Consider the following 12,961-nt stretch of genomic DNA (forward strand, 5'->3'; position numbering starts at 1 on the left):
ATAAAATAAAGCAATCCCTCGGTGTTATTTTTGGTTTTTTGTATCTATTTTAACTCTTTAATTCCGAAATTTTTAAAAGCAAAAGCAAATTTATCTGCAGTTTCTTCAATAAGTAAATCAATAGGTTTTCCGGCTCCATGTCCGGCCCTTGTTTCAATTCTTATTAAAGCCGGATTTTTGCAATTTTGTTTTTCTTGTAATTCTGCAGCAAATTTATAGGAATGAGAAGGAACTACTCGGTCATCATGATCTCCGGTAGTAAGTAATGTTGCAGGATAGCAAATTCCTTTTTTAACATTGTGTACCGGAGAATAAGATTTAAGATAAGTAAACATTTCTTCATTATCTTCTGCTGTTCCATAATCATACGCCCACCCGGCTCCGGCGGTAAAAGTATGATATCGTAACATATCAAGAACACCCACAGCCGGTAAGGCAACTTTGGCTAAATTTGGCCGCATGGTCATTACTGCCCCTACTAACAATCCTCCATTGGATCCTCCCGATAAGGCTAAGTATTCTGAAGAGGTATATTTGTTGGATATTAAATATTCACCGGCGGCTATAAAATCTTCAAATACATTTTTTTTCTTTAATTGAGTTCCTGCGTCATGCCACTTTCTACCGTATTCCCCTCCTCCTCGAAGGTTAGCAACTGCATAGACTCCTCCATTTTGTAACCACACGGCAGTCGCTACAGAAAATACGGGAAGCAGACTAATTTCGAATCCTCCATATCCATATAAAAGGGTTGGATTTTTCCCATTGAACTGTGTCCCTTTTTTATAAGTAATTGTCATCGGTATTTTCGTTCCGTCTGATGAAGTATAAAAAATTTGTTTACTCTCAAATTGATGCGGATCAAAGTTTATCTCAGGTTTTTTGTACAGCTCTGATTTTCCGTTTTCCGTATCTAACTTAAAAACGGTTGATGGATATATGTAGCTGGTAAAGGAATAATATATTTCTTTTTGATGAGATTTTCCTGTAAAGCCTGTTGCCTGACCTAATCCGGGTAATGGTAAGGTTCGTATTAAGTTACCATTTAAATCGAATTGCTTCACTTCAGAATGTACATCAACAATAAAGTTAGCAAAAAAATATTTATTAGCACCGGTCACATGTAAGACTGATTCAGACTCCGGTATGATCGTTTCCCATTTCGGCTCTTTCTGCCCTAATTGTGTTACATTCAATCTAACCAATTTTTTATTGGGTGCCTGTTCATTGGTTTCAATATATAACCAATCTCCATCGGTAGTGATTACTTCGTAATTATTGGTAAAACCGGTTACGATGGGTTGTATTTTATTTTTATTTTGGGTGTCCAGAATATATAGTTCATTACCCGATGTTGAATTTGCTGCCGTGATTATTATATATCGTTGATCTTCGGAAACCTTTGCATTGATATATCTTCTTGGTGTTTCTTCTCCCCCGAAAATTATCGTGTCTTTGGATTGAGATTCCTTTAAGGAATGAAAATACAAGATATGATGTTCTGTTTTCCCCGATAATTGACTTCCTTCTTTCGGCTTTTGATAACTCGAATAATAAAATCCTTCATTGGATTTCCAAGCTATGTTTGAAAATTTAACGTGAGTTAATGTATCTCCAATCTGTTTTTTAGTTTGGGTTTCTATTACTACTACTTTCCTCCAATCTGAACCACCTTCAGATATTTGATAAGCGGCTAGGCTTCCGTCTTTACTGAAAGAAATATCACCTAAAGAAGATGTACCGTCTTTAGAAAAGGTATTGGGATCTAAAAATACCTCTTCTTTTTCTCCGGAAGTTAATTTTCTATAAAGCACCGACTGAGGCTGCAATCCATTATTTTTATAATAATAGGTATAGTTTCCTTCCTCAAAAGGTGCTGAAATTCTTTCATAATTCCACAGCTTTTTAAGCTGGTCTTTTAGTTGATTTCTAAAAGGTATGTTATGTAAATATTCAAATGTCAACTCATTTTGAGTTTTTATCCATTGTTGAGTTTTAGGAGATTGATCATCTTCCAACCATCTATAAGGAGCCGGAACTTTTTCTCCAAAATATTCGTCAACTACCGATTCTTTTTCTGTATTAGGATATTTCATGTGTTGTGCATTTACGGTTAAGCATGAGACTAAACTTAACGTAATTATTTTTGGTTTTATCATAAAAACTAATTAATAATTATAAAATTAAAAAAAACCTTTAATTAACAAATTAAAGGTTAGATAAAATTATAGATGTTAAAAATATTAAAAGCTGTAATTATATTCGGTCAAATTTTTGAATTCATTTAGTCTATTTTCATATTCCATGGAAGATAACTCTTGTAATTTCTCTGTACCGAATTTTTCAACCGAGAAAGAAGCTAATGCACTTCCCACGATAATGGCTTTTTTCATGTTTTCATAGGATAAATCTGCCGTTTGGGTTATATAGCCTGCAAATCCCCCAGCAAAAGTATCTCCGGCACCCGTTGGATCAAAAACATCTTCTAAAGGCAGAGCGGGAGCAAAAAATATTTTATTTTCATTAAACAATAAGGCACCATGTTCACCTTTTTTTATAATCACTACCTTAGGACCCATGCTTTGAATTTTTTTTGCTGCTTTAACTAAGCTGAATTCCCCCGATAATTGTCGGGCTTCTGCATCGTTTACTGTTAATACATCTACTTTGGAAATAATTTGAAGCAATAAATCCCAAGCGGTATTCATCCAGAAGTCCATAGTATCTAAGATTACCAATTTTGGTTTATCAGTCATTTGTTCTAAAACGGATAATTGTATGGCGGGATGTAAATTTCCTAACATTACAATTTCAGAATTTTTCTGAGAATCGGGTATTTTTGGCTCAAAATTTTCCAACACATTTAATTCGGTGATTAATGTGTCTCGATTATTCATATCTATATGATATTTTCCTGACCAAAAAAAAGTTTTTCCGTCTTCTATTTTTTTTACTCCTTCAATACCAATGGAATTTTTATGAAATACCTCTATATATTCAGGTTTAAAATCACCGCCTATTACAGAAACAAGGTTAACTTCTGCTCCCAGCTTGGAAGCAGCCAAACCTATATAAGTGGCAGCTCCGCCTAAAATTTTATCAGTTTTCCCAAATGGGGTTTCTATGGCATCGTATGCTACGGTACCCACTGCTAGTAATTTCATTTATTTTAATTAAAATTGTGTGTCTACAAAGATAAACCTATTGTAAAAGATAAGAAAAGTTTTACCGAAAAATATATCCTGTTTTATAAAAAATTTTTTACTTAAATGCCTATACTTCAATAATTATTTGAAATATGTTTAAATTCATTCAGGTTGATTTTTATTTTCAATAACTGATTCTATTCTCCTTACGGCTATTTATTTTTTGACTTAAATCCGTAGGATAAGCCTATTCCAAATGTTTGTCTTGTTTGAACTCTTTCTATTTGATCGTGATCGTAAATTAAGTCAAAGGTTAGTTTCGTGGATATGTGGTTATTGACTTTCATATCTATAACACTTCCAAAATTCACATCAACCCTTTCGGTGTGAGATAAGTAATTGGTAAATAAAGACAAAGCATTATCCCAAACAACATTTTTCATGATTTCAACTTTATATTTAGCGGTAACCATTGCCCCAAGTTCCATAAACATACAATCTCCATCATGTTTTAATCCGTAATTATCTTTTTTCTGCAATTTTCTGTCCAGAACAAATGTATTTTTAGAGGTTATGGGTAATAATGATAATTGAAAATTTCCATCCGGTTTATATTCAAAACCAACCCCCAACGTTAAATAGCCCGGAGACATAAAAGAGGAAATTCTGTCTTTGGAAGTGTAATCCGGATGGGCAGAATAATCATATCCGTTAAACATTTGTGTTTTAAAAGACATATCTATACTTGCATACCAATTCTTCGATATGCTCCGTCCATACATCGACTCAAGTAACAAAATATCATCTGTTTTTCTCATCTTATCGTTTTTGTTGTTAACTTGACCGTAGCCGATGGTTATTGTATTTTTAAAAATATTTTTTCCTTTTTTGTAATCTAAGGAATATTTTATTCTTGCTGATCCTCCAAAAGAATTCGTTCCTCCGGCTATCCAATGTGAAAATGAACTTTGATTTACTATAAGTGAATGGTCTCCACTAATTTTCCAATTTTTAGTTTTCTTGGGAACAGTTACCGTATCTGTAACAGGATTTTCTGTACCTAATTGTTGAGCATAAATAAAATGTGAAAGGATGGATACAAATAAAAATAATAAAATTTTCTTCATCATTCTTGATCGATTTATTGGTTTTAAAAAAAGTTAAATATAGCAAGTATTCAATTTACGTATTAGTTTACATTTTACTTCGTTATTTATCAATTAAAGGATTGAATTGATATTGTTTTTCTTGTGTTATATAAGTTTCTTGTTTAATAAAATAAATAATATACGAATATATTCGTATATTATCTAAATTCAAAATTAAATATGCGTATTGTTGATAACCTTACTAATTATCTAGTTAAAAAATGATAATTTTTAAGTATTTATTGGTCGCAAAAATATTCCATAGAAATTAGTGAGGTAAAATCAAAATGAACATGAATGCAAAAAAAATAAAAATAACTATAAGAGCAATATCATATATAGCTGTTGTTATTATTCAGCTATATATGATGTAACTAATTTATATTAACTAAATGATAAATTTTATTTTTTGCTTTTATAAAGAACCGGATTTAATTCGTCATCATTGTACATCTTCATTTGTTTATATACTTTCATATACTTTTTCCCGGCTGAGTAGTCTTCTAAAAGTTCTTCTATTGCAGTAGACAGATCCACATACTGCTGTTGTAAAACATCTAATTTTTTCTGACAGCTTTCTTTGTGTTCTTGGCCCGCATCCGGACGTTCAACCTCAGCTTTCATATGATATATCTTTAAAGATAAAATCGATAAACGATCTATCGCCCAAGCCGGACTTTCCGTATTTATTTTTGCATCGGGAAGAATTTGAACGTCTTTATATTTATTTAAAAACCAGCTATCCAAATTTTCTACCCGATCAGTCCTTTCTTGATTAGATTTGTCAATCCACCTTTTTAATCGTAAGGCTTCAATCGGATCAATATTTTCATCTCTAATTAGGTCTTCCAAATGCCATTGAACGGTATCAATCCAATTTTTTAAATACAATAAGTGTTCAAGGCTATCTTGAGGATATGGGTTGTTAATTTTCTGGTTTACATCATCTTTTACATGATAATCCTGAATACTTAGATTAAATATTTTCCAGGCTTTTTCTGTAAATTTCATGTTGTTATTTATTATTTTACTAATAATTAATTTGTGATTAGTTTTCGTTTTTGGAATTGGATGATGATTGAGAATCTTTTTTCTTTTCATCATCTGACTTAGTAGCATCTTTAAACTCCTTCAATCCTGTTCCCAAACCTCTCATCAATTCAGGAATTTTTTTCCCACCAAACAATAATAATACTACAATCAATATTATTACTATAGACATAGGATGTTCAAATAATCTCATAATTTTTTTGATTTGTTTCAAAGTTAATGAATTTTTGAAAATTCTTAACTTCAATAATAGATTTTCTATAAATAACTTACATACCGGATAACCAGTTGGATGGATTTTGAGGAACAGTGCCTTTCCATACCTGGAATCCTAAAAGGGTGGTATTCGTATCGTCTGTGTAAATTTTACCTAACGCTTGACCTGTTTTTACTTTGTCTCCTACGGAAACAATAACGGTTGAAAGGTTTGAATATAAGGTAAAATAATTTCCATGACTGATCAATACTGCCTTACCTCCTCCGGGAACTATTAAAATTCTGCTTACCGATCCGTTGAATACGGATTTAGCCAAACTACCCGGTGCAGCAGCTATTTCAACGCCTTGATGCTCTACATAAATATTCGGTACTACCGGATGTGGCGTTCTACCAAATCCCGAAACCACTGTTCCTGCAACCGGCCAAGGAAGTGAGTTTTTATTGGCTTCAAAATTTCTAGACAGTGTTTCTGAAGCACTCGAATTTATATTTGGAATATCTAAGGACTTCTTCTTTGCAACTGCTTTTTCTTCTGCAATTTTTGCATCTTGTGCTTTTTGGGATGCTAATTTTTCGGCTGCCGACTTTTCAGCAGCTGCCTTTTCTGCAGCTTTTCTAGCGTCGTCCGCTCTTTTTGCGGCTGCTTTATCATTAGCCTCTTTTTCAGCTGCTAATTTAGCGGCTAAGGCTTGTTCTGCTGCTTTTTTAGCTGCAGCCGCTTTTTGCGCAGCCATTTTTTCTGCCGCCATATGAGCTTCCATTGCTTTTTTAGCTCGTTCTTCTTCTATTGTTTTTTTTCGTAATCTTTCCGCTTCTTCTGCCTTTCTTCTTTCTTCTGCCTCTTTTGCCTTAACAACTCTAAGCTCTTCTGCAATAATCGCTTGAACCTGTCTTTCCAAAGCCTTTCTTTGTGATTGTTTTTGCTTTATTTTTTCGGCTAAATCACCTTGCTCCTTCATATATCGCTCAACTAAAATTTCTTTTTCTTTCTTTTCTGTGTTTAGTTGATTGATTTGGGCTTGTTGTTGAGCCAAAACCTCTAATTTTTCTTTTTTTGCGGCTTCTCTTAATTCGATGGTATGCAAAATTTGCTGTTGTTTTTCATTAATTTCAGCAACTTTTTCATCTTGGAATTCCGAATATTTCTGTAAATATTTTATACGTCGAAAAGCTTGGGATATGTTTTCTGACGATAATATGAATAAAATCTTATTTTGAACGGATTTATTTTTATAGGATCGTATCAATACATCTGCATAATCTTCTCTGAGCTTTTTTAATTCTCTTCGTAATTTATTAACTGCTAATTGATTTAAATATATTTCTTCATCTAACACTCTGGCCTCTTTCCGTGTGGTGTTGATCAATTTTGCCCGTACGCTGATTTTTTTATTAAGATTCGCAATATAGGTAATAGATGTTTTCGATTCATTTTTACTTGAAATCAAAGCCTTGTTTAGTTCGGCAATCTCTTGTTTTAACTGAGCACTCTGTTTTTGAAGGTCTTCTTTCTTATAGGGTAACTGACTATAGATAAATATAGTTAGTAAAAGAAAGAAAAATGTATATATTTTTTTATTAATAGCCATTAATTAATTTTTCTTTGCGAATATCCCTTTGGAATTTCAAAAGGCGTTTCCATATTAACGAACTCAAATTTATTATAATTCAATGTAATTTTAATCTCTTTTTCTCCTTTTATGAAAATTTTAATATTTCTTGGCAAAATTTTATTCTCAATATTTATATAATCATCATAATCTATCTGTAAATACGTATTTTTTGATGAATCATCCATACGTATCTGTCTCAAATTAAAATTGGAATCGAAGGTAAGTCTTCTTGAAAAATTTCTTGCATCTTTACCGCTGCCTACTTTCATAGTTTTTTTGGAAGTAAGTATGTAATAATTATTCTCAATTGAAAAATTAAAATCGTTGATATCTAAAGGAAAAAATAATTTACCTATCAATAAATCTTCAATATTTTTATAGGTTAAAAAATCTACTTTTAAAAGATTATTTAGATAATCAAAATTTGAATCAACATATGTTTTTCCTAATCTTTCGTACATCTTAAATCCTCCCGGATAAATAGAAGCTCTTGCTAAAGGAAGAATCAAAGATGCGTTAGCCCAAATTTGATTTCCTTTATCGATATATAGGGTTAAGGCTACCGAAGGATATGAATTCCCCGATTCTATATCTGCATTGGCTTTTATCTTTAAAGTAGTAAAATCGACAGGTTGAGCAATCGTTTTAACTAAATTTTCAACACTTGCATTTTCAGACTTGATTTCTTTTTCATTAATGGATATTCCTTTTTGGGTTTTACATGAAAATATCAATGCAGAAGCCAAGAATAGAATCAGTAATTTTTTCATATCTTTCATTTAGTTTCCAATACACTAAAGTCACCTAAGCTTAATGATCGAGAGACACCGATATACTTAGCAGAATTACCAATCATTGAATTGGTAAGATTTCCATGACTGATCTGAGTGTTTTCTTGTATCAACGAATTTTCTATATTACTTTTATTAATTTTAGTTCCATTGCCTAAAGAAACATTGGGACCTATTTTTGAGTTAATTATTTCTACATTTTCACCGATGAAACAGGGAGGAATAATTAAACTGTTTTCAATTTTTGCACTTTCAGGATATAAAGCTAATTCATCTTTTTCATAATTTAAAATTTTAGAATTAGTTTCTACCGTTACATCTTTGTTTCCACAATCCATCCAGTCATCTACTTTTCCAAGTGTGAATTTGGCACCTTTATCTCTTAAAATATCTAAAGCATTGGTCAGCTGATATTCATTAGCTACTTTAATATCGTTATCAATTAGATAATTTATTTCATTCATTAATTTATCTGCATCCTTAAAATAATAAATACCGATAATTGCTAAATCAGAGACAAACTCTTTAGGTTTTTCAACGATTCCTTTTATAATACCGTATTCATCTAATTTCACCACTCCAAAAGCACTCGGATCTTCCACTTTTTTAACCCATATTACTCCATCAGAATTTTTATCTAATTGAAAATCTGCTTTAAATAAAGTATCCGCAAATGCAATTATAATTGGGCCTTTCATACTTTCTTTCGCACAATGAATGGCATGTGCCGTTCCTAAGGGACATAATTGATGATATATAGTACCTTTAGCTCCTAATTTTTCAGCAATATCTATTAATTGATTTTCCGTTTCTTGTCCAAAATCGCCTATTATAAATGCTATTTCTTCTATTTTATCATCCACTACTTTAGCGATGTCTTCAACTAATCTTTGAACGATAGGTTTTCCTGCAATAGGTATCAACGGTTTTGGAATAGTCAATGTATGCGGCCTTAACCTTGACCCTTTACCGGCCATTGGAACAATAATTCTCATATTTATCTAATTAAAATGTTCTTAAAAAGTTTTTTTAGTGTTATTAATTTTATTTGATTCCTGAACTTCCATACCCACCTGTACCTCTTACCGTTTCACTCAGTTCTTCAACTTCTTCCCAAACTATCGTTTCATGTTTTGCTATCACTAATTGCGCTATCCTTTCTCCATCATTTATAGTAAAATCTTCTTTAGAAAGATTTACTAAAATTACCCCTAATTCACCTCTATAATCAGCATCTATAGTTCCCGGAGAATTGGGACAACCGATTCCGTGTTTAATAGCTAATCCACTTCTTGGACGGATTTGCCCTTCATATCCGGGAGGAATTTCAATATATAGTCCTGTAGGTATTATTTTTCTTTCCAAAGGCTTTAATAATACAGAAGCTTCCAAGTTTGCTCTTAGATCCATTCCTGCGGAAAAGGCCGTTTTGTATTCGGGAAGCTCATGCTTTGATTTATTTATAACTTTAATTTTCATTTGCATTGGTATATTTTTAAATAAATAATTTATTATTATAAATTATCATAGGATTTATTCCAAATAAAATTAACTCTACTTGGCAGTTCTTTTTTATTAAATTCATTTAATGATCTTATTAAATATTGTAAATCTTTTGGATCATTACTTATACTATATACTGAAACTTCAGAATTGGCCACTACTGAACAACAATTATTTAATTTCCAAGAGCCTATTTCTGTGTAACCTCTGTATACATTTGGGTCAAACCAATTTTTATAAATAAAAATAACATTTACATTTTTTTTCTCTAATTCTGTTTTTATTACTTTAGCAAGATATTCTTCACTTATTTTCTTACTTAGTGCAATATTCTTATTTCCTAAACCAAACATATCAACAATATAAGAATTAGATAAAAACGACGGATAACCAATATCATTGATTCCTACGCTCTGATTTTCATAATATTTCTTTATAAACTTAGCTGTTTGATACTGTTGATAATAAATTTCTTCAGCACCTCTTTTTATGCAAATATAATTAAAAACTGATCTTTGTGTAAACCTAATTAAAGGATATAGTAAAAATAAACCTATAAACGAAGACAGAATGATCTTTTTAAGAGTTATTTTTTTAGTTAAGATTGGATATAATTGATAAACTGAGTAAAAAAACAATGACAACACCATGGGAAATAAAAATGCCTCATATCTATATATCCATCCGAATTTAGCAAATGATATATAGAGAAGAAGATTTAACAAAAAAGCAAAAATTACATAAGTTACTCCATCAATTTTTTTCTTTTTAAACCTTATTATAAGTTGTGTACACAGAGAAAATGAAATTAAAATTATAAAACATATCAGATAAATTCTCGACCCTTTTTTCCATATAAAATTTTCTAAAATTGATTTAAAAGGAATAATTTTTGCCAAAAAGTTTTGTTCTGCCAAATTTGATTTAACTATTACGGAATATGGAAAAAAAGTCCCCCCGTTATAAATGAAATAAACCCCAAAGATAGAAACTGATAAACCCGCAGCAATAAAACCTAAAAAACTTAATTTGAATTTATGTTTATACAGAAGAATTATCCCTCCTGCTATTATAAGAAAAAGCCCCTCATATCTTGAAATGGGCAAAAAAAAAGAAATAATTATATAACTGATTATATTTTTTTTCTCAAATTCACCAGAAGTAATTTTCCATAAAACAAAAATATACAATAGAGATAAAAGGGCATGCAATATATGTTCCATTGCAATTATACTCATATTGGGTAAAGGTGTAAATATTATAATAGAGGATAATAAAAAGAATACTGTTAGATTTGAAATTTTATTTTTAAAAAAATCCCAAACAAAGTATATTAAAAATAGTGAAATAATAATATTAATAATTAAAGGAGCTAGTTCATTAACTCCAAATAAAAAAAAACATACTGCTAAAAGTAAAGTAAATAATGGAGAAGATGAAGCAGAGCTAAATTCATGAGGGTTAATGCCCCATGTGCCGTATTCTGCTAAATTTTTGGAAATCGCCATATGAATATAAGTATCATCTAATGGATAAGTAAATTTTCCAAGCGATTCGACTATAGAATAGCATAATCCCCCAAAAATAATAAAATAAAAAACAAAAGACAATAAAAGTAATAGTATTTTTTTACCCATATATATGTTAAAGTTATAATTTGTTTAACAAATATATAAAAAAGGATAATTTATCTTATTAAAAAAAATTCTTGGTTATTATTATTTTAGATTTACAACATACCTTTAATTAGTTAAAAAACTTAGCCCATATTTAAATATAAACTATTAATTTTTAGAATGTTAAACATCAAAATTAAAATTTAAAAATATTGTTTTTAAGAAATAAATATAGCTTACTAACTAATATTTAATATTATATTTGTTTTTAAATTATTAATCATATTTAATGAATAACCTGTTTATTAAAGAGCTTACTTCTCGTTATAATTATAAGGGAGAAAAAATAATGCTTGGAAAAGCTTTGTTAGATGGCCAAATAGTACCGGAAGTTGAAATATCGGTTCCTTTAAAAATGATAAACAGACACGGTTTAATTGCGGGTGCTACGGGTACCGGAAAAACCAAAACACTTCAGGTATTGGCCCAGCAACTTTCCCTTAAAGGTGTTCCAACTTTATTAATGGATATTAAGGGGGATTTAAGTGGTATTGCAAAAGCAGGTGATCCTAATAATCCAAAAATACTGGAACGTTATAAAAAATTAGGTTTATCTTACCATGCGCAAGGATTCCCTGTGGAATTATTAACTATTTCACAAGAAAAGGGAGTCAGACTCAGAGCTACCATAACTGAATTTGGACCTATATTATTAAGTAAAATCCTTGAACTTAATGATGTTCAAACCAGTATCATATCAATACTTTTTAAATATTGCGATGATAAAAAACTTCCCTTACTTGATCTTGACGATTTACGAAAAGTTTTACAATTTGTAACCGACAATGATCAAGGCAAATCGGAATTGGCTCAAAACTACGGTTCAATTGCTCCCAGCTCTTTAGGTTCAATTTTAAGAAAGATTGTTTCTTTGGAACAACAAGGCGCCGGTCGTTTTTTTGGAGAACCCAGCTTTAATACAGACGATTTATTGGAAGTTAGAAACGGGTTGGGAGTTGTGAGTATTATTCGTTTAACAGATATTCAAAATCAACCCCAATTTTTTTCAACTTTTATGTTGAGCTTATTGTCTGAAATATATCAGACCTTTCCTGAGGTAGGTGATCTTGACAAACCTAAACTTGCCATTTTTATAGACGAGGCCCATCTTATATTTAATGAGGCTTCTAAAGCTTTACTTAATCAGATTGAAACTATGGTTAAGCTTATACGTTCCAAAGGGATTGGATTATATTTCTGTACCCAGGTTCCGGGAGATGTTCCCGAAGGTGTTTTAAGTCAGTTAGGATTAAAGATACAACATGCTTTGCGAGGCTTTACCGCAAAGGACAAAAAAGAGATAAACAAAGCGGTTGAAAATTATCCGACTTCTACATATTATAAGGCTAATGACCTGATACAACAATTAGGTATAGGAGAAGCATTTGTAACTTCATTAGATGAAAAAGGAATTCCTACTCCTTTGGCAGATACATTCATGATCTCACCGAGTTCTCGTATGGATGTACTTACTTCCGATGAAATTGATGAGATTGTAAATAATTCAGACTTGGTTAAAAAATATGCGGAAGATATTAATAAAGAAAGTGCTTATGAAATTCTTAGTGTAAGAATGAATGCCGTTTCTAATGATAAAAATTCTACAACTACAGAAACTCAAACGAACAAAAAAGGAAACACAACTACTCAAAAATCCGAACCCTCTTTATTTGAAAAAATAATGAATTCACCATTTGTTAGAGATATTGGAAGAACATTTGTACGAGAAGGGTCAAAAATGTTTTTCGGAGCTTTAGGGGTTAAAAAAAATACAAGAAGAAAAAACTAATTTTTGACGAGTATAGATATTTTTAT

11 protein-coding genes are annotated in these 12,961 nt (G+C 31.0%); 1 reads left to right on the forward strand and 10 read right to left on the reverse strand.

The window, feature by feature from the left end; genetic code table 11:
• Positions 1–44: 44 nt before the first annotated feature.
• From GFV00_RS04465 to GFV00_RS04510, 10 genes are all read right to left on the reverse strand, one after another.
• Positions 45–2,159, reverse strand: a complete 2,115-nt coding sequence (locus GFV00_RS04465) for a prolyl oligopeptidase family protein (RefSeq protein ID WP_160557072.1) — start codon at positions 2,157–2,159, stop codon at positions 45–47.
• An 84-nt stretch (positions 2,160–2,243) separates the two neighbouring features.
• Complete coding sequence (locus GFV00_RS04470; RefSeq protein WP_160557071.1) at positions 2,244–3,164, reverse strand: PfkB family carbohydrate kinase; 921 nt, start codon at positions 3,162–3,164, stop codon at positions 2,244–2,246.
• A gap of 194 nt (positions 3,165–3,358) precedes the next feature.
• Positions 3,359–4,276, reverse strand: coding sequence for a DUF3078 domain-containing protein (locus GFV00_RS04475; RefSeq protein ID WP_160557070.1), 918 nt, complete (start codon positions 4,274–4,276; stop codon positions 3,359–3,361).
• A 420-nt stretch (positions 4,277–4,696) separates the two neighbouring features.
• A complete protein-coding gene (locus GFV00_RS04480) occupies positions 4,697–5,305 on the reverse strand; it encodes a DUF4254 domain-containing protein (protein WP_160557069.1) in 609 nt (202 codons plus the stop codon).
• Positions 5,306–5,342: 37 nt separating this feature from the next.
• Positions 5,343–5,537: a twin-arginine translocase TatA/TatE family subunit gene (tatA, locus tag GFV00_RS04485; RefSeq protein WP_160557068.1), complete on the reverse strand. Its 195-nt coding sequence runs from the start codon at positions 5,535–5,537 to the stop codon at positions 5,343–5,345.
• A 76-nt stretch (positions 5,538–5,613) separates the two neighbouring features.
• Complete coding sequence (locus GFV00_RS04490; protein WP_160557067.1) at positions 5,614–7,152, reverse strand: murein hydrolase activator EnvC; 1,539 nt, start codon at positions 7,150–7,152, stop codon at positions 5,614–5,616.
• The gene (locus tag GFV00_RS04495) at positions 7,152–7,946 is read right to left on the reverse strand and encodes a DUF4292 domain-containing protein (RefSeq protein ID WP_160557066.1); all 795 of its coding nucleotides are present in this window, start codon (positions 7,944–7,946) and stop codon (positions 7,152–7,154) included. Before GFV00_RS04495 ends, GFV00_RS04490 begins: the two co-directional genes overlap by 1 nt.
• 5 nt (positions 7,947–7,951) lie before the next feature.
• On the reverse strand, positions 7,952–8,962 hold the full coding sequence (locus GFV00_RS04500; protein WP_160557065.1) for a sugar phosphate nucleotidyltransferase: 1,011 nt from the start codon (positions 8,960–8,962) through the stop codon (positions 7,952–7,954).
• Positions 8,963–9,011: 49 nt separating this feature from the next.
• Positions 9,012–9,446: a dUTP diphosphatase gene (gene dut / locus GFV00_RS04505; RefSeq protein ID WP_105296616.1), complete on the reverse strand. Its 435-nt coding sequence runs from the start codon at positions 9,444–9,446 to the stop codon at positions 9,012–9,014.
• 35 nt (positions 9,447–9,481) lie between these two features.
• Complete coding sequence (locus tag GFV00_RS04510) at positions 9,482–11,107, reverse strand: hypothetical protein (RefSeq protein ID WP_160557064.1); 1,626 nt, start codon at positions 11,105–11,107, stop codon at positions 9,482–9,484.
• Between the two features lie 268 nt (positions 11,108–11,375).
• Between GFV00_RS04510 and GFV00_RS04515 the strand changes: the two genes are divergently transcribed.
• Positions 11,376–12,935, forward strand: a complete 1,560-nt coding sequence (locus tag GFV00_RS04515) for a helicase HerA-like domain-containing protein (RefSeq protein ID WP_160557063.1) — start codon at positions 11,376–11,378, stop codon at positions 12,933–12,935.
• Positions 12,936–12,961 lie beyond the last annotated feature (26 nt).

Origin of the sequence: Apibacter sp. B3935 (assembly GCF_009827705.1) — a bacterium.
In the GTDB taxonomy this organism is placed as follows: Bacteria; Bacteroidota; Bacteroidia; order Flavobacteriales; family Weeksellaceae; genus Apibacter.

What these genes read in the sequence shown, in the direction of transcription:
- GFV00_RS04465 (WP_160557072.1), bottom strand. Translation starts at nt 2,159, where the DNA reads ATGATAAAACCAAAAATAATTACGTTAAGTTTAGTCTCATGCTTAACC.
- GFV00_RS04470 (WP_160557071.1), bottom strand. Translation starts at nt 3,164, where the DNA reads ATGAAATTACTAGCAGTGGGTACCGTAGCATACGATGCCATAGAAACC.
- GFV00_RS04475 (WP_160557070.1), bottom strand. Translation starts at nt 4,276, where the DNA reads ATGATGAAGAAAATTTTATTATTTTTATTTGTATCCATCCTTTCACAT.
- GFV00_RS04480 (WP_160557069.1), bottom strand. Translation starts at nt 5,305, where the DNA reads ATGAAATTTACAGAAAAAGCCTGGAAAATATTTAATCTAAGTATTCAG.
- tatA (WP_160557068.1), bottom strand. Translation starts at nt 5,537, where the DNA reads ATGAGATTATTTGAACATCCTATGTCTATAGTAATAATATTGATTGTA.
- GFV00_RS04490 (WP_160557067.1), bottom strand. Translation starts at nt 7,152, where the DNA reads ATGGCTATTAATAAAAAAATATATACATTTTTCTTTCTTTTACTAACT.
- GFV00_RS04495 (WP_160557066.1), bottom strand. Translation starts at nt 7,946, where the DNA reads ATGAAAAAATTACTGATTCTATTCTTGGCTTCTGCATTGATATTTTCA.
- GFV00_RS04500 (WP_160557065.1), bottom strand. Translation starts at nt 8,962, where the DNA reads ATGAGAATTATTGTTCCAATGGCCGGTAAAGGGTCAAGGTTAAGGCCG.
- dut (WP_105296616.1), bottom strand. Translation starts at nt 9,446, where the DNA reads ATGAAAATTAAAGTTATAAATAAATCAAAGCATGAGCTTCCCGAATAC.
- GFV00_RS04510 (WP_160557064.1), bottom strand. Translation starts at nt 11,107, where the DNA reads ATGGGTAAAAAAATACTATTACTTTTATTGTCTTTTGTTTTTTATTTT.
- GFV00_RS04515 (WP_160557063.1), top strand. Translation starts at nt 11,376, where the DNA reads ATGAATAACCTGTTTATTAAAGAGCTTACTTCTCGTTATAATTATAAG.